This is a genomic window from Paenibacillus pasadenensis (assembly GCF_002864175.1).
Lineage (GTDB): Bacteria > Bacillota > Bacilli > Paenibacillales > Paenibacillaceae > Paenibacillus_O > Paenibacillus_O pasadenensis.
Genome location: NZ_NFEZ01000001.1, coordinates 60290 through 80273 on the forward strand (window position 1 = coordinate 60290; position 19984 = coordinate 80273).

Consider the following 19984-nt stretch of genomic DNA (forward strand, 5'->3'; position numbering starts at 1 on the left):
CGCATGGACAAGGTGATCGATGCGTTCTCCGCCCGGCTGCTGGAGCGGGGAATTCCGCTTGCGCCCCGTCAGCTGGAGCAGTTCCAGCGCTACTACGAGCTGCTCGTCGACTGGAACGAAAGGATGAACCTGACCGGAATCACGGAGCGCGCGGCGGTGTTCGAGAAGCATTTCTACGATTCCGTCACGCTCGCCTTTTATGCCGACCTGTCATCCGCGGACCGGCTCGCCGATATCGGTTCGGGGGCGGGCTTCCCGAGCCTGCCCCTCAAAATCTGCTTCCCGCAGCTGCAGGTGACGATCGTCGATTCGCTGGCCAAGCGGATCTCGTTCCTCCAGCATGTATGCGAGCAGCTCGGACTGGAGGACGTGCAATGCGTCCACGGCCGAGCCGAGGATATCGGACGCCTGCCGGAGCATCGCGACCGCTATGCGATCGTGACGGCGCGCGCTGTCGCCCGTATGGCCGGGCTTAGCGAGCTGTGCTTGCCGTTCGCCCGCAAGGGCGGACTGTTCGCGGCGATGAAGGGAGCCGACCCGCAGGAGGAGCTCGAGGAGGCCAAGCATGCGATCCGCGAGCTTCGCGGCCGTGTAGATCGCGTCGAGACGCTGCGGCTGCCGGAGGAGCAATCGGAGCGGGCGATCATCCTGATCGCCAAGACGGATGCCACGCCAAAAGCGTATCCCCGCAAGGCGGGCGTTCCGCTGAAGCAGCCGATGCTCAAACGGCGCGGATGACGATGTTTCACGTGGAACATTTTGTATCCATCCGGTGAAAACTTCGTGCAAGCGCGAAATCCAGCAGGAAATTTCCGAGCCTTCAACGAATTGGAAGTAGGGAAAGGGATTGTCGTCCTCCGTCAGGAGCGTCGACGCGGCTGCCCGTCCGGCGGAAGCGACGCGACGCGACCTTATTCGGCCGATCATTGCGGGAACCGCATACCGACCTGCCCGTGCTGCATGAACCAGAGCCGCGACCGGCTCGCCTCCGCCGCCGCGACGCGAAGCTGCGGAAGCACAATGTCGGCGGGTCGGGGCAGACGCACACGGATCCTACAGCAAGGACATTGGCACATTGAATTCGGGTGGTTGTAGAATGATGAAGGAACAATTTTCCCGGCTGTTCGGGCTGTCCGACCCGAAAGCTGTTCAAGATGAAGTAAAGCAGATTCCCGTCGGCAGCATCGATACGAGTCCTTATCAGCCGAGAACGATTTTTGACGACGACCGGATCGAGGAGCTCAGCCAGACGATCCGCACGCATGGCGTCATCCAGCCGATCGTTGTTCGGATTCGGGATGGCCGCTACGAGATCATCGCTGGAGAGCGGCGTTGGCGGGCGGTCAGCAAGCTCGGCCTGGAGACGATTCCGGCGATCGTACGCGACTTCAACGACTCGCAGGCGGCCTCGATCGCGCTGATCGAGAATCTGCAGCGCGAAGGGCTGAGCGCGATCGAGGAAGCGGTCGCGTACCAGAAGCTGATCGACCTGCACAGCCTGACGCAGGAAAGTCTGGCGCAGCGGCTCGGCAAGAGCCAGTCGACGATCGCCAACAAAATCCGTCTGCTCGGCCTTAGCGATCCGGTCAAGTCGGCGCTCACCGACCGCAAGATTACGGAGCGGCACGCCCGCTCGCTGCTCGCTCTCGATTCCGAGGAGCTGCAGCAGAAAGTGCTCGACGACGTACTCAGCAAGGAGTTGAACGTCAAGCAGACAGAGGCGAGGGTCGCCTTTTACAAAGAAGCGACCAAGGCCAAAAAAGCGAAGCGCATCTCCTTCACGAAGGATGTCCGCCTCGCTCTGAATACGATCCGCCAATCGATCGATATGGTGTCCGGCTCCGGGCTGCAGATCAAGACCGACGAAAAGGACTTCGAAGATCACTACGAAATCGTCATCCAAATTCCCAAACGCTGATATCGCCGCCCGGGAGCGGTTCCCAATTCCGGCGGATTCCTTTATACTGGCTTCAATCCCTGCGATGGATGCGCGGCGTCCTGCGGCTACCGACACCATGATCGACTCTCCGATGCCCGAACGATGCCGCCGACGTCCTGGGAGCGCATAAAGCGGCAGCAGCCGCTTTTTTTTATCATCCAAGCTCTGCTTTTCCTATGCAAGCGCTATCCGCCGGATCGACTCCGACGGGATGCAGGTCCGAAGATTTGGAATATTGAGGTGACAAGGTTGTCCAAAATAATCGCCATAACGAACCAGAAGGGCGGGGTCGGAAAAACGACCACTTCCGTCAATCTGGGGGCCTGCCTCGCTTCTCTCGGGAAGCGGGTGCTGCTGGTCGACATCGACCCCCAGGGCAATACGACCAGCGGTGTCGGCATCAGCAAAGCCGACGTGGAAAACAGCATTTACGACGTCTTGATCAACGAAGTCGATCCTCATGAGGCGGTAGCGCCGACGGCGGTGCCGAATCTGAGCATCATTCCGGCGACCATCCAGCTGGCTGGAGCCGAAATCGAGCTTGTTCCGACGATTTCGAGGGAAGTGCGGCTGAAAAAGTCGCTTTCCCAGCTGCGCAACGAATACGACTACGTGCTGATCGATTGCCCGCCGTCGCTCGGCATCCTGACGATCAACTCGCTGACGGCCGCCGACTCGGTCATCATCCCGATTCAATGCGAGTATTACGCGCTGGAGGGACTGAGCCAGCTGCTCAATACGGTGCGGCTCGTGCAGAAGCATCTCAATACGTCGCTGCAGATCGAGGGCGTGCTGCTCACGATGTTCGATGCGCGCACGAACCTGGGCATCCAGGTGATCGAGGAAGTGAAAAAATACTTCCAGCAGAAGGTGTACCAGACGATCATTCCGCGTAACGTGCGGCTGAGCGAGGCGCCGTCCCATGGTCAGGCCATCATCACTTATGATCCCCGCTCCAAAGGCGCCGAAGTTTATCTCGAACTGGCGAAGGAAGTGATTCAATATGAGCAAGCGGCTAGGTAGAGGACTGGATGCGCTCATTCCCTCCCTTTCGATCCAAGAGGACGACAAAATCGTCGAGATCGAGCTCAAGCAGCTAAGGCCGAATCCGTATCAGCCTCGACTGACGTTCCATGACGAATCGATCCATGAGCTGGCCGAATCGATCCGCCAGCATGGCGTCATTCAGCCGATTTTGGTCCGTTCCGTGCTCAAAGGCTACGAGATCATCGCAGGCGAACGACGATTCCGGGCTTCGCAGCTGTGCGGGCTCAAGACGATTCCGGCGGTCATCCGCAGCTTCACCGACCAGCAGACGATGGAGATCGCGTTGATCGAGAACCTGCAGCGGGAGGATCTCAACGCCATCGATCTTGCAGCGGCCTATCAGGCGATTATGGACAAGTTCGAGCTGACGCAAGAGGAGCTCTCGCTCAAAGTGGGCAAGTCGCGCTCGCATATCGCTAACTTCCTGCGGCTGCTCACCCTTCCTCCGGAAATCAAGGAAAATGTTTCACGTGGAACATTGTCGATGGGCCATGCGCGAGCTCTCGTCGGCGTCAAGGAAGACAAGCTGCGCAAGGAGCTTTCCAAGCAGGCGATAGAAAGCGAATGGAGCGTGCGCGAGCTGGAGCAGGCGATCCAGGAGCTGGACCGCAAGCAGCCGGAGCCGGCGCCGAAGGCCAAAGCCGTCAAGCGCGATCCGTATTTGGAGGCGCTGGAGGAAAACCTGAGGGAGCGGTTCCAAACATCGGTCAAGATCAAGGCTTCGCGCGAGCGAGGCAAGATTGAGCTTGCCTATTACAACAAGCAAGATCTGGAGCGGATACTGGATTTGCTGAAGCTGTAGAGCGCGGTCAGGCCCGCTTCTACAGCTTCGAAGCCGAAGCGCCGCTTCAGTCGTCGAACGAGCATACCTTGGTTGTAATCTGCTTTCCGAGAGATTAAACTTAGGTATGCTATTGTTGTTTTTGGAAGAAAGTCAGATGAGAGCCGGCCGATGCCAGAGGGCCTGCTTCGAGGAAAGGATGCGAGCGACCATGACGGCAGATCGGCCCTTGATCTATCTGGATCATGCCGCGACCTCCTGGCCCAAGCCGGAGGAGGTCGTAGCGGCCGTGCTGGAGGCGATGCGCCAAGGCGCCGCCAATCCAGGGCGAGGAAGCCATCGCATGGCGGTGCAATCGGGCAGGGTGCTGTTCGAGGCGAGAAAGAGCCTAGCCAAGCTGTTTCGGATCGCGAATCCGAACGATATCGCCCTGACGGCGAATACGACACAGGGACTCAATCTTGCGATCAAAGGGCTGCTGAAGCCTGGGGATCATGTCGTAGCTACGGCGGTGGAGCATAACTCGGTGCGCAGGCCGCTGGAGTTCCTGAAGGCGGCGATCGGCATCTCCGTCACTTATGTCGAGACGGCTGCGGACGGCAGTCTCGATGCGGCTCGAGTACGGGAAGCCCTGCGGCCGGAAACGGCGCTGATCGTGGCCACGCACAGCTCCAACCTGCTCGGGTCGATCTTGCCGGTAGCCGATATCGGCGAGATTGCCCGTGCCAGCGGCGTGCCGTTTCTGGTCGACGCGGCCCAGTCCGCCGGCGTGCTTGAGCTGGATGTCGAGGCGATGGGCATCGATCTGCTCGCTTTTCCCGGACACAAGGCGCTGCTGGGACCGCAAGGGACCGGCGGGCTCTATATCCATCCGAGGCTCGATCCGCTGCCGCTGCTTCATGGGGGCACCGGCAGCCAATCGGAAGCTGCGGAGCAGCCGACGGTGCGGCCGGACCGCTACGAGGCGGGGACGCCCAACACCCCCGGAAGCGCCGGCTTGGCTGCAGGCGTCCGCCTCGTGCTGGAGCGGACGACGCGAGCCATACACGCTCGCGAGACGGAGCTCGTCGGCCGGATCATGGACGGGCTGTCCGCAGTGGCAGGCGTCCGGCTGCTCGGGCCGGACATCGGGCAGCCTCGGACCGGCATCTGCGCATTCACGATGGAAGGCGTCGAGGCATCGGAGCTGAGCTTCATCCTCGATCAGCATTACGGCATCGCGGTCCGGGCAGGCTATCACTGCACCCCGCTTGCTCATCGAAGCGCAGGCACGGCAGAAAGCGGTGCGGTCCGGGCGAGCGTCGGCTTCTCCACGACGGAGGACGAAGCCGACGCGCTCGTGCGCGCGTTGCGCGAGATCCGGATCCATTATCCCCTGTAGGGAAAGATGAGGAGCGTACTTGGAATCATGAATGATTGGATCGAGTCGTGGACAGAAGAGCCATTTTACGGCATTGCGATCGGGCTGCTGGCGCTGGCGCTGCTGCTGCTGGTCGTCTGGATCGCGGCGCTAGGCCGCAGGCTGAAGAAGCTGCGGAAGCAATACGTGCAGGTGATGGGGCAGACGGGCGTAACCAATCTGGAGGAGGTCATCGTCGGGCTGCGGCTGTCTCTCGACGAGCAAGAGGAGCGGCTGGGTCGGTTCGACCGTCAATTGGCCGAGTTCGGCGAGCTGCTGCGGCAAACGAAGGGCAAGGTCGGCGTCGTGCGCTACAACGCATTCTCGAATCAGGGCAGCGACATGAGCTTTTCGGTCGCGATCATCGACGAGGCGGGCTCCGGGGTCGTGCTGACCGGACTGCATGGACGAGACGAGACCTATATGTACGCCAAGCCGCTGGCGCAGGGAGGCTCGTCCTATCCGCTGACTCCGGAGGAGCGTCAGGCGATTATTCTTGCGTCGCCGCATGCATCGGATAAGGCCGACAGTCGCGGATAGCGAGAGCGAGCGTGTCGGCCATCAGCTCGGCCATGCGCATGACGAGGTTGAGCCTCGTGTTCTGCAGGACGAAATATTCCATGAAGCCGCCGACATTGACGATGCCGGTCATATGGATGTCTCCGACGGGAGGAAGGTCCTTGTTGACGCCTGCGCCGGGACGCACCGGGCCCGAGCCGAGCTGGATGCTGCCGACGCTGCTCAGCTGGCCGAGGCAGGCGTCGATGCCGATGATGAACGGCTTGGAGTCGGCACGATGGATGTCCTGGAGGGTGCTTTCCAGATTCATCGCATGGACGGGCTCGTCCAGCGTGCCGTACAGCTCGAACTGCGAGCTGCGCAGCTTGTCCAGGCGGGAGCCGATGATCGGTCCAAGCGCGTCGCCGGTGGAGCGGTCGGTGCCGATGCAGACGACGGCAATCCGGCGATCCGCCGGCACGTTCAGCAGATGCAGCAGCAGCCGGCTGGCCAGCTGCTGGGAGGCGCCGGGGTCGGTATGCGGCACCTTGAGCGGGACTTCATGCATGGCAGCAGGACGTTTCATAGATTCCCCTCCGCTAAAATGAACTACTAATAGTATATGGTAGAGACGGGGGATTTATACTTGCCTGTCCCTTCGAAAAGGAGTCCCGACGATGCTGATCGCCTTTGATTCGACGCAGCAGGCGCTGCGTACCGAGATGCTGCTCGAATACGCCGATATCGAGATCGACATCCGGCCGACGCCGAAGACGATTACGGCAGGCTGCGCGCTGTCGATCGATTTTCCTGATGAAGAGCTGGAGCGCGTCCGGACGATCCTGCAGGAGCAGACGGTCGACATCCGCGGCATTTTCCGCGAGACGGGCACCGGCTACGAGCCGGTGTAGCGCAGGCGGTCCGTTCGGCCGTCATGGAAGCCTGCCTGCCGCTCGGGTGCCGGGCGGCGGCAGGCGGTTGAGAGGAAGGACAAGCGGTTATAAGGTCTAATGAGACGAGCCTTCCCGCAGCCGATGCGGAGAGGCTTTTTTAAACGATAAGAAACGAGAAGCGAATCGCTTCCGTGATCGTATCTTGCTCGGAACGAGGCTGGCCTCGCCGCCAGAGGACGACGAGAGCCGCTTCGCCCTGTATGGAGAGGAGAACGAATCCGATGAATTTCTTGCATCAGCCGCTGGCAGCGGCGAATCCTGCGGCATCGCCGCCGCCTTCCGCCAGCCCCGGGCCGTCCGCCAGCCCGGAGCCGTCCGTCGCTCCGCTTCCAACGGACCTGGAGGGGATGAAGGAAGAGGTGGCGAATAAAACGAGCGCGTACTGGGATGCGATGACGAGCTACTTCGACAGCCAGTTCTGGATCAACGCGACGATCATCTGCATCAAGGTCGCCTTCATCCTGCTCGTCGGCCAGCTCATCATCTTCGTCGTCGGCAAGGGAATCGACAAGGTGATGGAGCGGGAGACGCGGGTGCAGCAGCGCACGCGGCGCGTCGTGACGATGGGGAGGCTGCTCAAAAACGTAACCAACTATGTCGTCTACTTCATCACGGGCATGCTCGTGCTGTCGATGCTGAGCGTCAATGTCGCGCCGCTGCTGGCGGGCGCGGGCGTGCTTGGCCTGGCGATCGGCTTCGGCGCGCAGAGCCTCGTGAAGGACGTCATCACCGGCTTCTTCATCGTGCTGGAGGATCAGTTCGCCGTCGGCGACGTCATTCAGACCGGTACGTACAAAGGCACGGTCGAGCTGATCGGACTGCGGACGACGCGGCTGAAGACGTGGACGGGGGAAGTGCATATCATTCCGAACGGCACGATCTCGCAGGTGACGAATTATTCGCTCAACAATTCGCTTGCCGTCGTTGACGTCGACGTGCCGAACGATGTGCCGATCGAGACAGCGGCGGAGCGCATCCGCGACATGCTGGAGAAGATCGACAATCCGAATCTCGTCAAGGTGCCGGATCTGCTCGGCGTCACCTCGATGACGACGGCGGAATACAAGCTTCGCATCGTGGCGGAGTGCATGCCGAATACGGAAGCGACGGTATCTCGTCAGATCAACCGCGAGCTGCAGCTGCTGCTGCGCAGCGGAGAAGGACCGCAAGAAGCGCTGGCCTAGAAGCGGCGGGAAGTGTAAGATGGATAGGAGCGGCCGCCGCCCCTGGAGTCGGCGCGGCGGGCAGAGGAAGAGGTGACGGGTATGGAGCGCAAGCAGTTCGAGCTGGGCGATGTGGTCCAGATGAAAAAGCCCCATCCGTGCGGGACGAACGAGATGGAAGTCATCCGCATGGGCATGGATATCCGGATCAAGTGCGTCGGCTGCAAGCATAGCGTCTTGATTCCGCGGGCGAAATTCGAGAAGAACCTGAAAAAGGTGCTTCGGGCGGCGGCGGAGCGGGAAAATGCGGACGGCGAGACGGCTTCTTCCTAGCCGCTCGAAAAAGACTTGCATGATCGCTAGATCCATGATATGATCTATCATGCTGCGGAAAGGTACCCAAGTGGCCCAAGGGGGCTGACTCGAAATCAGCTAGGCGTCTCACGGCGTGCGTGGGTTCGAATCCCACCCTTTCCGCCACCCACAGCCAAACAGCCAGCGGCTCTTGTCGAGAGCCGCTTTTTTCATGCCTGCCGCCTGCATCCGGAAGGGCTCCAGCAGGCCAAAAAAGCAAAAGCCCAGCCGGGATGGCTGGGCTTTTGCTGACGGCGCTTAATGGGCTGCAAGATCAATCAAGCTGCACTCCTCATCGAATCGTACGGAAAGCCGCCCGGCTTCAACTGTCGAAAGACTTTTGAGCCTGCTGCGGCGAAGGCCTTAAAGACAATCGTCTTTGGCGCAACCCCTCGCTTCTCTGCGTTCGTGAACATGAATGCTTGGCTGTGTCTGTGCCCTTGCGCTTGTTACGGCCAACGGAACCACACCCTCATCTTGTCGCGCCGTCGAGGATAGTATGGCCGGGACCGGCGGGATTATGCGCCGCATGCCGAATTCGGCTTCAGCTCAGTCCTTCGGCATTTTGACCCAGACCCGATTGTGGTTCGAGTTTTTCGGGAAATGCTGGCCTTTCTTGAGGGAGATCTTTTTCGGATGGGAGATGCCCATATGGAAGGAATCCTCTCCCGCCTCCATGTACCAGCCGTCGTTCGGCGCTTTGAAGCCCGCTACAAACTTGGTCCGCTCGCCCATGTCGCGCTTCTCCACCTTCAGCTAGGAATTCGGCCGCCGCGGACGCGCCAGGCAGGCGCAGGCTCAGCGTACGGGCCTGGCGCCTGCCTGGCATCCTTCGGGGCCGGACGCTTAGTGTCTGCCGCGCGGAAACGAATCATCAGCGGGAATTTTTCGCACGCATAGCGCTCGGAAGCACGCGAGCGGCGTCCGCCGATGCCGCCAGCCGTATCGTCGGCATGCTGCAGCGAGGCTTCGTCAAGCCTTCGTCATTCCTCGTCAGGCTTGCGTCAGTCTTCGTCAGCCTTGCGTCAGACAGGCTGTTCTGGTATAGTAGGTTGGTATGCGAGTTAATCCTCGCTCCTTGCTCTTTCATCCGCAAGGATGAGAAGGGCCGCTTAGTCCAAGAGGAGGTGAATCAAAGTGCGCAAATACGAATTGATGTACATCATTCGTCCGGAGACGGAGCAAGAAGCAGTTCAAGCTCTCGTCGAAAAATTCAATGGCATCATCGCGAATGGCGGAGAAGTTACCAAGTCCGACGTTCTCGGCAAGCGCCGTCTTGCGTATGAGATCAACAAGATCCGTGACGGGATCTATGTTCTTGTCCACTTTACGGGTCCGACCGAAGTGGTCAACGAGCTGGACCGCGTCATCAAGATCACGGATGACGTCATCCGTTTCCTGATCGTCAAAGACGTAGCGTAAGCCAAGACTCAGCTGACTTGGGAGGTGCGTATCGATGTTGAACCGTGTCATTCTGATCGGCAGGCTCACCCGAGATCCGGAGCTTCGCTATACCCCTTCGGGAGTTGCGGTCACGCAATTCACGCTGGCGGTGGATCGGCCCTTCAACAGCCAATCCGGCGAGCGCGAGGCCGATTTCATTCCGATCGTCACCTGGAGGCAGCTCGCCGAAACCTGTGCCAATTACTTGCGCAAAGGTCGTCTGGCAGCAGTCGAAGGACGGATGCAAGTCCGGAACTACGAGAACAACGAAGGCAAGCGCGTCTACGTGACGGAAATCATTGCCGACAACGTTCGGTTCCTGGAGTCCGGAAACCGTGAAAACGCTCCGCGTGAGGAAGGCTCTTACAGCGGCGGCGGAAGCAGCGGCAACAGCGGCGGCGGAAATTACGGCGGCGGCAACGGAGGCTATGGCGGTGGCGGCGGCCAATCGGGCGGCGGAAGCCAAGGCGGAGGTTCCTACGGGGGCAATCGCGGCGGCGGTGGTTCTTCGAACAGCCGGGATCCATTCTCGGATGACGGACGTCCGATCGACATCTCCGAAGATGATTTGCCATTTTAGAGAGCGTAACATCTGAGAGCAAGAAAATGCTTTAAGACCTCAGTAAAATCAAGGGGTTTTAAAGCATTTTAACTGTGTAATGGTAATCTTCATTTACGACCAGCATCCACGGTTTATTAAGATCGCATGATGTTGAGTAAAGTGTGTAATACGTTATGACAGTCAATGTAGTCTAGTGATGATGACCATCCTTATTTCAAGATGTGGGTGCAGCCCCGTAGTGAGAAGTTGGGTGTGGGTAAGTCGTAAGACTTATCCACACCCAACTTTGAACTAGGGGATAGCCAGAGAAAGCTTATTACGTTTGACCAATATGCATAATGAAAGGAACGAGAGTATAACAATGGCATTTGCACAAAGAAATGACGAAGAACGTGGCGAAAGAAAGTTTGCTCCACGTAGAGGTGGCAAAGGTAAACGTAGAAAAGTTTGCTACTTTACAGTTAATAAAATTACTCATATTGATTACAAAAATACGGAAGTTCTTAAAAAGTTCATTAGTGAACGGGGGAAGATTCTTCCTCGCCGTGTGACTGGAACAAGCGCAAAATATCAACGTGCTTTAACAGTTGCAATTAAACGTGCTAGGGCGGTAGCGTTGCTTCCGTACACAACGGATAATATCTAGGAAAAAGGTGTGTTGGCCTTATGGCAACACACCTTTTTCTATGGCAGCACAAAAGAGTTCATTGTACCCGCGGCGGAAGAGCATTGCATGTGCGAATCGTTCTTTTTGTTTCTTGAGTTTAGTCCGGAACTCAACTATGATAATTGACAATTAGCTCCATAATAATAGATGATGGATGATATATACACTCAAGTTCGGTTAAAGTGGGAAAACATTGGCTGAACATCATATAGTATTGATCTTGGTGGTGATGAATATGGGCAATCTGAAAATTGAAAAAACTCTCAATGAGGCCGGAAAACGAAATGTAGTAGTTGTGGATGAGGACTACAACATTGTCGAGGAAATAACATTGTTTCTTCACTATTTAGAAGAGAAGGGGCACTCTGAGAACACAATCGAAGGTTATAGTAGAGACTTAAAGGAATATTTCACTTGGTTAAACGAAGTGGGGCTTAAATTTTACGAGGTTAGGAAAGCGGATATGTTTTCTTGGCTTGAGTATTTGAAAACGAAAGTCGGAAAGACGGACAAAGAGAAATCTGCAAAGACAAAGAATAAGTATATGGCAACAATAGCCTCATTTTATCGATATTATGAAGTGATTGGGGGCTTTGTGACGGAGAACCCATTAACTTATAAAGATGATTCAAAAAACAGACATTTCCTAGTTCAGAAAGTTAGTCGTAAAGATATGGGTTTTAATTTCTTCCGAGTTAAAGAGAAAAAATCAGTTAAGGGTAAGCGTTTGACTCGGGAACAGGTTGAAAAGCTCTATCAAGGACTTGAGATGTTACAGTCAGATGAGAGCTTGAATGCCCGAAATCGGTTATTGTTCAGATTTCTTTATGAAACGGGTTGCCGGATTAGTGAGGCACTAGGTCTTCGTATAGGTGATTATGAGATTCAAACAAAAGTTGGGGTTATAAAGGTAAAAGAGCATGATCCACTATACCATAAAGACCACAACATCAAATCACTAGAAAGGGAAATACCCGTCAGCAGAGATATTGTCTTTGCCATAGAGGATTATATCTTGTATCATCGCCCTGATGATGGAAAACATCTTACGATATTTGTGAATCATGAAACCAGCCCTGGCCAATATATGATCCGCGATACGATAACAAAGCTCTTCAATAAGCTATCTGAACAAGTGGGTATTAAATGCACTCCTCACATGCTTAGGCACACCCATGGAACCGAACTCACCGAATCGGGATTTGATATGCGTTATGTCCAAGATAGGTTAGGTCATAATGATGTTAAGTCTACGAGTAAGTATCAACATTTGTCGCTTGAAGCGAAAACAACGGCATATGAAAGCTTCATGCGTCAGAGAAGGAGCGCGGAGTTGAATTGAGTAGAGCGTATATTTCAACAGTTGATACAAAAACTGATAGATGGGAGGTTCCGTATCAATCGAGTTATGGTGATAAATTATCTTTTGAATTTTCATATTTGCCAAATAAATGGTTCAAGAAAATACATAAGCAAATAACAATTGAATGCATGAGTCTAGGGAAGCCGAGCGTTGAAACACTGTATCGATATAATTATTCATTGAAACGGTTCTTTGAATTCGTGAAAGAATACAATTTGAAAATTATGGATTATGCCGATTTATCGCACCAAATCACTCAAATGTATATTTATTATTTACAACAGATTCAATTAGCAAACTCTACAAGATCGGTTGCTATATCTGCACTAAAATGGGTAGTAGAACATGGGCAGTTTTTTGAGTATGATGGTTTTCCGGAGGGACAGGTTTTTGATGGAGATGAGTACCAAGCACTTAAGCAAGATGATGTTTTAAGGACAAGGTATATACCCGATAATGTAATGGAACAGATTGAAATAGCTTTAAAAAAGGAGAAAAACATCCTCTTGAAGTCTATTGTGGAGATCGGCATCGATTCGGGAATCAGGCTTTCAGAGGTTTTGGACCTAACCGAGGGGTGTATAACTGAAGATTTTACAGGAAAACCCGTATTGTATGTTTTCTCTCCGAAAAATAAGGCTGACAGATATATCCCCGTATCAAATCGAGTCAAACGGGCAGTTCAACTACTTGAACAATACTCAGAAGTGGCCAGGAAAGAACTTGCAACAAATTACATTTGTCTTTACTGGCAAAAACGGAATATACGGTACGCCAGACTGCTCCAAAAAATATTTCGAGATAAACTTTATCGGTTTGTCAAAAAGCATGATATCAGAGATAACGATGGCGAATTATACCCATTAACCTTTCACGCATTTAGGCATACGCTTGGAACGGACATGCTAAATAAGGGCATGAGCATGTTTGAAATTCAAGAATATTTAGGTCACGAATCATTGCACTCCACAAGCTTATATGCAAAAGTCAAAAATCCAAAAGTTGAAAGCGAATATAAAATGCTTGGATTTATCGGCATGATAGTCAAGGAAATCAGTGATAAGGAACTTGGTCAAGGAAAGAATCTCGACACGGAAACGCTATTGTCTGCTTCATTGCCTGATGGAGCTTGTCAGAAGCCGATTAATAATGAGGGCAAAATATGCTCTAAATTTAATATGTGCGTGATCTGTCCTAAGTTTATCACGACTCCCAAACACTTACCAATTCATAAAGACCATTTGGATCGTCTCAGAGCCAACAGAGAGGCATATATGGCTCAGGAGTATATCGGGACGACGAATCATCTTGAGACTGTTGAATACGCCTTAGAAACGATTATAGAGCGTTTGGAGGCGATGCAGAGTGGTCGAGAGAATAAAACTTAAATTATTTGATTACGATCCCTTAACCCCCCAATCAGATTTCCGCTGCGGTAATAGTAAATTCTCAGACAATGTATGGGATTTTAACGGATTTATTAATGTAGAGCATTTGTCTGGCAAGAGGCTTATGATTGATTTTGAATTTGTTGTTGATAAGCCCAAAATGCTAGAAGTAATAAAATGGTTTATGCATCATGAGTTAACCACGGGCAAGTTTTCAACTGCCAAACGAAATTTAGACGGTGTTGTTCGATTTTCTAAATTTATAAAAGAATATGCGCCGGAAGTGGAGTCGTTTTCAGAAATTGATCAGAGTTTATTGGAGACGTATTTTACGTATTTGCCTGAAGCGAAAAGCGAGACAAGTGGTCAGTTAATAAGCTCTGTTTCAATCAAGAAAAGTGCATTGGCGTTAAAAGAAATCTTATTAAAGGGAAATATTAAAGGCTGGGATGTTCCAAAAGATGTTCGATTTGTTCAGGGCATGTACAATGAGCTCATTATTAATAACAAAGCGTTAAAGAAGGATGCCAAGCAAGCAGAGCAAGTAAACATTGATAAAATATCGGACGAACAGTTGATCGATCGGATATTGCGTAAAGCAGTAAGTGATTTAGATATGGACGAAAATATACTTGTTGCAGCTAGCGTAGTAGTTGGATTGCAGCTTGGACTTCGCATTAGCGAAATCATTACGATGTATAATGCCTCCATTGAGCCAATTGGCGGAGAAACAAAATTAGTATACAACACCGGTAAACTGCAAGCCGAACCTACGAGGGTGTATAAACCAGCGAATGCCCTTGTCGTACAAGCTATTACGAAAGTTGAAAAATACACGGATCCGTTAAGAAAAGAATCGGGCTTACCGTATTTATTTCTTAATCGAATACGTAATGTCAAAGGATATCCCGTGGGTATAGTTTCCCATGCAAATTGGTCAAAGAATTTTCTAAGACCCTGGCTTCAAAAACACAATCTCCGATATAAAAATGGAGATATTGCTGATTTTTCATCTCATACATTCCGCCACGCTTGCGCTACGTATGCTTTAAAAGGCGGGGCCTCTCTGGAAACCATACGGGAATTGTTAAATCACAAGTCCATTAGAGGTACACAGCACTATACACACCTGCTTCAAGAGGATGTAAGGAACAAGTTCGCGAAAGTATTCAATGAAGGCGCAGTTCTTGTTGGTAAGCAGGCTCTTCAAATAAAAGAAAAACTTAAAGTAAATAACCCATTCAAAGGAAAGACCATCGAACAAGTTGATAAATTGCGTAAAGCGCATAAGATTCAAATTTTGTCACATGGACTTTGTCTTCACCATCCAATGCGAAATGAACCTTGTGAAGGCGACGGGGTATGTTTAGGATGCCGCAATTTTTTGACTACTCCGGACTTTCTTGAAGTTCATAAAGGCCGGTTGAAAAAAATTCGTAGCGAATTGGCATCTGCACCTGCTGGGGGTCCTTATGAGAACAAGTTAAAGACAATTGAAAAATACCTCGTAGGAATTATTGATGAGTTGGAAACCGAGGTGAATTATTCCGGAATTGATAATCATTCAGATTACAATATCACACCAAGCGAATGGGAGGGAATGGCATGAGTGACCCTTCTAAAGAAAATAAACTCGTTACGCTGGAGCGTATCGAACAAGCGATAACCAATCTTCGAAAAGGGAAGAAAAAGCTCTCCATATCGGCAATTGCGAAGAAAGCTGGCATTGAGCGAAAGACGATCTATAATCGTCCTGATCTTAAGGAACGCTGTGATCAAGCCATTTTGTTGCAGATGGAAATTGAAAAAGGGACGGAAGAAATTGCAGCTACTGTAACCGAAACGTCAACCAGACCAAGCGGCAAAAGACTGCTTGAGAATCGGTATGAAAAAGTTAAGCAGGCGCTTCAGAATGAGAAGGAAAAGAACGAGAAACTTCTGGAAATATGCAGAAAACATGTCATAGAGAAAGCACAACTAAAATCTCGTATCGAATATTTAGAAAATAAAATTCAAGAACTAAGGGATAGGCAATTGAAACCATTCAAATAAGGGCCTGTGCTTGACCGCCACCATGTGACGAGCCGCACGCTGGGAGTCGCGCACGGCTAATAGAAATAAATAAAGGTTTCGTATACATGCCATATAAGCAGCAACCCTTACCCGTATAGGAACGCAACACCTTACAATCCGGCGAGCTTTTGCAGCCGTTGGGCAATCTGCATAAAATCCTCATTCGAGATGCCAGGGGCAAATTCTTCCGGCACTTCTTCAAGATCGGGCACTTCCCCTCCTTGGGGAACTCCTCTGACGACTTCCAATCGTTCTCCGTCGGATGGGTGGGATCCTTTCCAGATTTGAGCGATATCTTCATAGTCTGAATCGCTAAACGTATATAACTTTCGATGAATTCCCTGTTCTTCGTATTTGCGGGTCGCATCAAATGCCCGATTCTCAAGATTGGGAATAGGGAGCATTTTTTTTACGTCGACTCCGGTCATGATTTCGAGCGCCTTCGCGTAAGCAAGCACATGAACTCCCCCGCGGACCAGCAAGTAACCCGTCATTTCGCGGGCGACAGGATGATCTGTCATCTCGTACACGCGCATCTTATGGGTGCGGGCGCCGCATTCGAGAAAAAAGTTATGCAGCAGATCAAGTACCAGATTGCCACTGTTAAAGACATAATCACCGTTCCATGCTTTGCCCATCGAATCGCCGGGCAACGAGGTTTGAGCTGATGCAATAAAATGGTAGGTATTGCGTTTGTCAACCCCGTTGCGCAGAGGGGCCTCATCCGGATCTGCCGGAAATGTGGAACCGGACAGGCATAAATTAATGGAATTCATCACCAATTCCACATGGCCAACCTCCTCCGCCGTAATGCTGGCCACAAGTTCATAAAAGGGCTTCAGCTTTTTTTTGCTGCGAAAATTCGAAGATTGGACCAAATAATTATTCAACGTAGACATCTCCCCGAAACGGCCGCCTAATAGTTCCTGCACGGCCGCGGCGGCGTTAGCGTCCGGATGTTTGGGAACAGGCAATGCAATGGGCAATCGATTGATGCGCTTGAACATGGCGGACATCATCCCCTTACCAAATTGATGGTTCTTATTATCTTTATGACAGGGGACGTTTGTCTCATGCCGCGCCGGAGCGCTAAGAGAGCATAACCCAAATCATTTGCTGCGTACGCAGAAAAAATGAGGAATTGTCTGTTTGCAGCAGGACATGATCTGGTTTCACGTCGGTTATCGTACCCCGAACAGGGCCCCGAAACGTTTCAATAACCACCGGCTTTCCTTGAAGCGAGCGCAAGGTGTGATAAAAATACGGGTCAACCAAGGTTACTGTGGATAATGCGGGATTTGCCGTTTCCCTGTACATTCCATTCGGATAAGCATACACGATGAAATCTCCTCCTCATTCTCGTTACCATTTAGCCTATGCCGAAGTAAGGAAGGTTGTGTTTCCGCCTGCGTATAGACAAACAACCCGATAAAAATGACCGGAAACCGGGCGGATGCCGTTGTCGCTTCTACACGTCTGCCATAGACTGATGCTGTAAGTTCAAAATTCACCTACCCAAGGAGGAATGGTATCGAATGCAGTTTACTAAACAGGCAATGCCCATGTTTACGCATGACCACGCCGTTTATGTCAGGCAAATGCACGACTGGCACATGAAAATGGCTCAATATCACGACCAATTGCGTGCCTTTCATCTGGAAAGAGCGAAACAATTTCAAAAGCTGGCCGAAGAAAGAGCGAAAACGTCAGAAATATCCAGCGATACCAGCGCCGCTTAAAGGCGAACCGACATGGAGCGATGTGATGAGTTGGCAGCATTCCGAATCAAAATCTGGGACCGTTATGTAACCCTTCGTTCCCAATATGGAACCCGGATGCCCTTGTCTTTCGATCAGTTCTGGTACGACTTTTTGGCCAGGCACATGATATCCGACAGCAAGGTTGAGAAAGTGTATGAGGACTTCTGCAACAACTGGGAGAAGTAGTGTTCGCAAAATGTTCACGATTCAAGCCACCGGTAGTAAAATCGGTGGTTTTTTCACGAACCGACTCATAATCTCAAGACTGCCAACAACCCGGAACTGCGAAGCATGTTTTTTGTTATATCGGGAAAAATAATACATGGACTGAACGCGAAAGGCAGGGAGACGATGCGTTGGATCGGTTGGTTTAAAAAGCAAGACAAAAGCGATACGCCAAAAGAAGCCGATACCCAACCTCCTGCAGGTAACTTGTCTCCGCAGCACGTGCAGCAATTGTTTCACGATATTCACGATGCACAAGTGCATGAGTTGGATGCGGGAGGGCGGAAAGTCAAGCTGTTCTACATCCGTTCCTTTGTGGATCAAAATCAGGTCGAAAGCGACATCGTGCTTCCCCTTTTGCACGCCCCGGACGAACAAGCAGGACAAAAGGTGATTTCCGAAGATCGGGTGGACGTAACGACGCTGCAGCAAACCGAAGAGCTCATCTTGCAAGGAGGAATCCTTGTTTTTGATGAAATCGGGAACGTTTGTGCAATCAAAAAGCAGAATCAGTTGGGCCGCGCCATCGATTCTTCCGAGCAGGAATCGATTGTGTACGGCCCTAAAGACAGCCTAACCGAGCAGTTGGACAAAAGCTTGAGCTTAATTTGTTTCAATCCCCAGAAGACTATGTACATCGCTGGTTGGTAAGCACCTTCCTGCGGGGACTTCGTTTTGTCGCGTTTGTAATTGCTTTGTTTTTGACCCCGGCTTACGTAGCGGTGACGGTTCATCATTATCAGGTGGTTCCTTTGGAGATGCTATTTCTTCTGATGTAATCACGGAGTGAAATTCCATATCCACCGTTCTGGGAGGCGCTGCTCATGCTGCTGACTCTGGAAATATTAAAGGAAGCCAGTATGCGCATGCCCACCAAATCCAGCCAAACACTCGGCATCGTAGGCGGTATTGTCATCGGTCAAGCAGCCGTGGAGGCGGGAATCGCAAGCAACGTGATGGTGATTGTAATCGCCATTTCCGCCATGCCTCCTTTCTCGTTCCCAATTATTTAATGACAAATGCGAGCAAGCTTCTTCAATTTTCACTGTTGATTCTGGCGGCATGGCTTGGCATGTGGGGTATCGGTCTTGGTTTGATCTGGTTCTGCATCCACCTGCATGGACTGACTTCGCTCGGGCAGCCGTACTTGCAACCACTTAGCCCGTTTTTTGCTAGCGACTGGAAAGATACAGTGCTTCGTTTGCCGCTATCCAAAATGCGTACAAGGCCAGCTTATTTGAAGACGTTGCAACGGCGATGCGCGTAACCGGGAGGAAACCGTGATGTCCCCCCCTGTGCGTCCGGTCAGTTTGTATTCGATTTCAGCGCCTTTCGGATTTTTGTCCCTCGCTTTCTGGGCAAACCGGATGCAGATGGCTGCATTCCAGAAGGAAACCGAGTTTATTACGAATCATGATATGGAAGTACACAGCCTGGCTCAATCCATCGAATAAGATCTTGTCGATATGGAAACGGGCCAGCGTGGTTTTGTGATAATCGGAGAAGCGCAATATTTGGATCCTTATAATAACGGGAATTAAAACTGGCAGACGTACTATGACGCTCTGTTCGGACTTGTCGCCGATAACCCGGACTAGCAGGAAAAACTGAAATTCAAGTCGCCGGAGAGAAAGTGATTGCTTTGCTCGCTTCGCGCGTTAGTTGGAAAATTCAAAGTATAATTTTCGAAGACAACTTATCCTGCGAAATAGGACCAAAGCCCGGCTGTTGTCCAATATGGACAGATCCGGTCTTTGATATTTGTATGCGGGGGCTGGAGTAGATTGGATCAAAGTGGAACTTTCACGATGCGGATTGCTGCTTGGCGGAATAGGATAATTCGTTTCTGGACAACTTAAATGCTGTTTGCATAAATTTGGAAAGGTGGATACCTGCATGTCACCAACATCCAGTACAAGCGTTGAAAACCGGACTACCTCTGCCCCAAGACAACCGAATCGATGCAAAAATTGCATCTGGGGCAACTGGGATGGACTGAAACAATTTTGTTCAAAACCTGTCTGCATTAAGAATCAACCGCTATAATTGAAAAACGCCAACAAATGTCAAGGAGAGGGATGAGTTTCCATTTAGCCATTGCTTTGTGGACAGTATTGTGTTTCCGCTGAAAGGTAACGTCCAACTTCTGGCGGGATTGCCTGTTCAGAAGTTGCTGAATATAATGACCGTATTCACAGGAATCGAAAAGGATGCGTCCTCATTATGTTGGCCTGCAGGAACGGGATACTCGAAGCCATAGCGAGATTGAAAGAGTCCGCCATCGCTTGGGGCAATCGATACGAAGAGCGAGCGGCTTTCTGCAAGGCTTGGCGACCGCTTCAGGATTTTCGAAACGGTTCCTGCCGTGC

General features: G+C 51.8%; 23 protein-coding genes, 1 tRNA gene and 1 pseudogene. 21 read left to right on the forward strand and 4 right to left on the reverse strand.

Features of this window, described 5'->3' with window-relative positions:
• Positions 1-3 precede the first annotated feature (3 nt).
• The 6 genes from rsmG (at position 4) to B8V81_RS00315 (ending at position 5706) form a co-directional block, all read left to right on the forward strand.
• Complete coding sequence (gene rsmG, locus B8V81_RS00290; protein WP_101807361.1) at positions 4-738, forward strand: 16S rRNA (guanine(527)-N(7))-methyltransferase RsmG; 735 nt, start codon at positions 4-6, stop codon at positions 736-738.
• 361 nt (positions 739-1099) lie between these two features.
• Positions 1100-1918 carry a nucleoid occlusion protein gene (noc, locus tag B8V81_RS00295; RefSeq protein ID WP_028598009.1) on the forward strand — a complete coding sequence of 273 codons (819 nt, stop codon included), beginning with the start codon at positions 1100-1102 and terminating at the stop codon, positions 1916-1918.
• A 270-nt stretch (positions 1919-2188) separates the two neighbouring features.
• The gene (locus B8V81_RS00300; protein WP_028598010.1) at positions 2189-2962 is read left to right on the forward strand and encodes a ParA family protein; all 774 of its coding nucleotides are present in this window, start codon (positions 2189-2191) and stop codon (positions 2960-2962) included.
• Positions 2943-3788, forward strand: a complete 846-nt coding sequence (locus B8V81_RS00305) for a ParB/RepB/Spo0J family partition protein (RefSeq protein ID WP_028598011.1) — start codon at positions 2943-2945, stop codon at positions 3786-3788. Before B8V81_RS00300 ends, B8V81_RS00305 begins: the two co-directional genes overlap by 20 nt.
• 190 nt (positions 3789-3978) lie before the next feature.
• Entirely contained in the window at positions 3979-5148 is a 1170-nt protein-coding gene (locus B8V81_RS00310; protein ID WP_028598012.1) for an aminotransferase class V-fold PLP-dependent enzyme, read from the forward strand.
• A 27-nt stretch (positions 5149-5175) separates the two neighbouring features.
• Positions 5176-5706: a DUF4446 family protein gene (locus tag B8V81_RS00315; RefSeq protein WP_240478965.1), complete on the forward strand. Its 531-nt coding sequence runs from the start codon at positions 5176-5178 to the stop codon at positions 5704-5706.
• Here B8V81_RS00315 and yyaC read toward each other — a convergent pair.
• Entirely contained in the window at positions 5657-6250 is a 594-nt protein-coding gene (gene yyaC / locus B8V81_RS00320) for a spore protease YyaC (RefSeq protein WP_028598014.1), read from the reverse strand. The two genes, B8V81_RS00315 and yyaC, sit on opposite strands and share 50 nt — an antisense overlap.
• Positions 6251-6341: 91 nt before the next feature.
• Between yyaC and B8V81_RS00325 the strand changes: the two genes are divergently transcribed.
• The 4 genes from B8V81_RS00325 (at position 6342) to B8V81_RS00340 (ending at position 8260) form a co-directional block, all read left to right on the forward strand.
• On the forward strand, positions 6342-6575 hold the full coding sequence (locus B8V81_RS00325; RefSeq protein WP_028598015.1) for a putative Se/S carrier protein: 234 nt from the start codon (positions 6342-6344) through the stop codon (positions 6573-6575).
• Positions 6576-6838: 263 nt separating this feature from the next.
• Positions 6839-7801, forward strand: coding sequence for a mechanosensitive ion channel family protein (locus B8V81_RS00330; protein ID WP_244912676.1), 963 nt, complete (start codon positions 6839-6841; stop codon positions 7799-7801).
• 81 nt (positions 7802-7882) lie between these two features.
• Positions 7883-8113, forward strand: a complete 231-nt coding sequence (locus tag B8V81_RS00335; RefSeq protein WP_028598016.1) for a DUF951 domain-containing protein — start codon at positions 7883-7885, stop codon at positions 8111-8113.
• Between the two features lie 56 nt (positions 8114-8169).
• Positions 8170-8260, forward strand: a tRNA-Ser gene (locus B8V81_RS00340).
• A gap of 423 nt (positions 8261-8683) precedes the next feature.
• Here B8V81_RS00340 and B8V81_RS00345 read toward each other — a convergent pair.
• The gene (locus B8V81_RS00345) at positions 8684-8869 is read right to left on the reverse strand and encodes a YjzC family protein (protein WP_028598017.1); all 186 of its coding nucleotides are present in this window, start codon (positions 8867-8869) and stop codon (positions 8684-8686) included.
• Between the two features lie 402 nt (positions 8870-9271).
• Between B8V81_RS00345 and rpsF the strand changes: the two genes are divergently transcribed.
• The 7 genes from rpsF to B8V81_RS00380 all read left to right on the forward strand — a co-directional run bounded on the left by rpsF (position 9272) and on the right by B8V81_RS00380 (position 15609).
• Complete coding sequence (rpsF, locus tag B8V81_RS00350) at positions 9272-9556, forward strand: 30S ribosomal protein S6 (protein ID WP_101807362.1); 285 nt, start codon at positions 9272-9274, stop codon at positions 9554-9556.
• A gap of 34 nt (positions 9557-9590) precedes the next feature.
• On the forward strand, positions 9591-10157 hold the full coding sequence (locus B8V81_RS00355; protein ID WP_028598019.1) for a single-stranded DNA-binding protein: 567 nt from the start codon (positions 9591-9593) through the stop codon (positions 10155-10157).
• A gap of 343 nt (positions 10158-10500) precedes the next feature.
• Positions 10501-10785, forward strand: a complete 285-nt coding sequence (rpsR, locus tag B8V81_RS00360; protein ID WP_023559051.1) for a 30S ribosomal protein S18 — start codon at positions 10501-10503, stop codon at positions 10783-10785.
• 214 nt (positions 10786-10999) lie between these two features.
• Positions 11000-12148 (forward strand): tyrosine-type recombinase/integrase, encoded by a 1149-nt coding sequence (locus tag B8V81_RS00365; protein WP_244912677.1) that lies wholly within the window; start codon positions 11000-11002, stop codon positions 12146-12148.
• Positions 12145-13557 (forward strand): tyrosine-type recombinase/integrase, encoded by a 1413-nt coding sequence (locus B8V81_RS00370; protein ID WP_101807363.1) that lies wholly within the window; start codon positions 12145-12147, stop codon positions 13555-13557. The genes B8V81_RS00365 and B8V81_RS00370 overlap by 4 nt, the downstream gene beginning before the upstream one ends.
• Positions 13535-15166, forward strand: a complete 1632-nt coding sequence (locus B8V81_RS00375) for a tyrosine-type recombinase/integrase (RefSeq protein ID WP_101807364.1) — start codon at positions 13535-13537, stop codon at positions 15164-15166. Before B8V81_RS00370 ends, B8V81_RS00375 begins: the two co-directional genes overlap by 23 nt.
• Positions 15163-15609: a hypothetical protein gene (locus B8V81_RS00380; RefSeq protein WP_101807365.1), complete on the forward strand. Its 447-nt coding sequence runs from the start codon at positions 15163-15165 to the stop codon at positions 15607-15609. The genes B8V81_RS00375 and B8V81_RS00380 overlap by 4 nt, the downstream gene beginning before the upstream one ends.
• Positions 15610-15740: 131 nt before the next feature.
• Here B8V81_RS00380 and B8V81_RS00385 read toward each other — a convergent pair whose 3' ends face one another.
• The gene (locus tag B8V81_RS00385; protein WP_101807675.1) at positions 15741-16637 is read right to left on the reverse strand and encodes a manganese catalase family protein; all 897 of its coding nucleotides are present in this window, start codon (positions 16635-16637) and stop codon (positions 15741-15743) included.
• An 82-nt stretch (positions 16638-16719) separates the two neighbouring features.
• Complete coding sequence (locus B8V81_RS00390; protein WP_244912701.1) at positions 16720-16947, reverse strand: YuzF family protein; 228 nt, start codon at positions 16945-16947, stop codon at positions 16720-16722.
• 218 nt (positions 16948-17165) lie between these two features.
• Here B8V81_RS00390 and B8V81_RS00395 point away from each other — a divergent pair, with 218 nt between their 5' ends.
• The 4 genes and pseudogenes from B8V81_RS00395 (at position 17166) to B8V81_RS26210 (ending at position 19156) form a co-directional block, all read left to right on the forward strand.
• A complete protein-coding gene (locus B8V81_RS00395; protein ID WP_101807367.1) occupies positions 17166-17369 on the forward strand; it encodes a hypothetical protein in 204 nt (67 codons plus the stop codon).
• A 372-nt stretch (positions 17370-17741) separates the two neighbouring features.
• Positions 17742-18266 (forward strand): spore germination protein, encoded by a 525-nt coding sequence (locus tag B8V81_RS00405; protein ID WP_035316911.1) that lies wholly within the window; start codon positions 17742-17744, stop codon positions 18264-18266.
• Positions 18260-18882, forward strand: a pseudogene (locus tag B8V81_RS26205) (spore germination protein). The gene B8V81_RS00405 and the pseudogene B8V81_RS26205 overlap by 7 nt, the downstream one beginning before the upstream one ends.
• 199 nt (positions 18883-19081) lie before the next feature.
• A complete protein-coding gene (locus B8V81_RS26210; RefSeq protein WP_081494688.1) occupies positions 19082-19156 on the forward strand; it encodes a CHASE3 domain-containing protein in 75 nt (24 codons plus the stop codon).
• Positions 19157-19984: the final 828 nt, after the last annotated feature.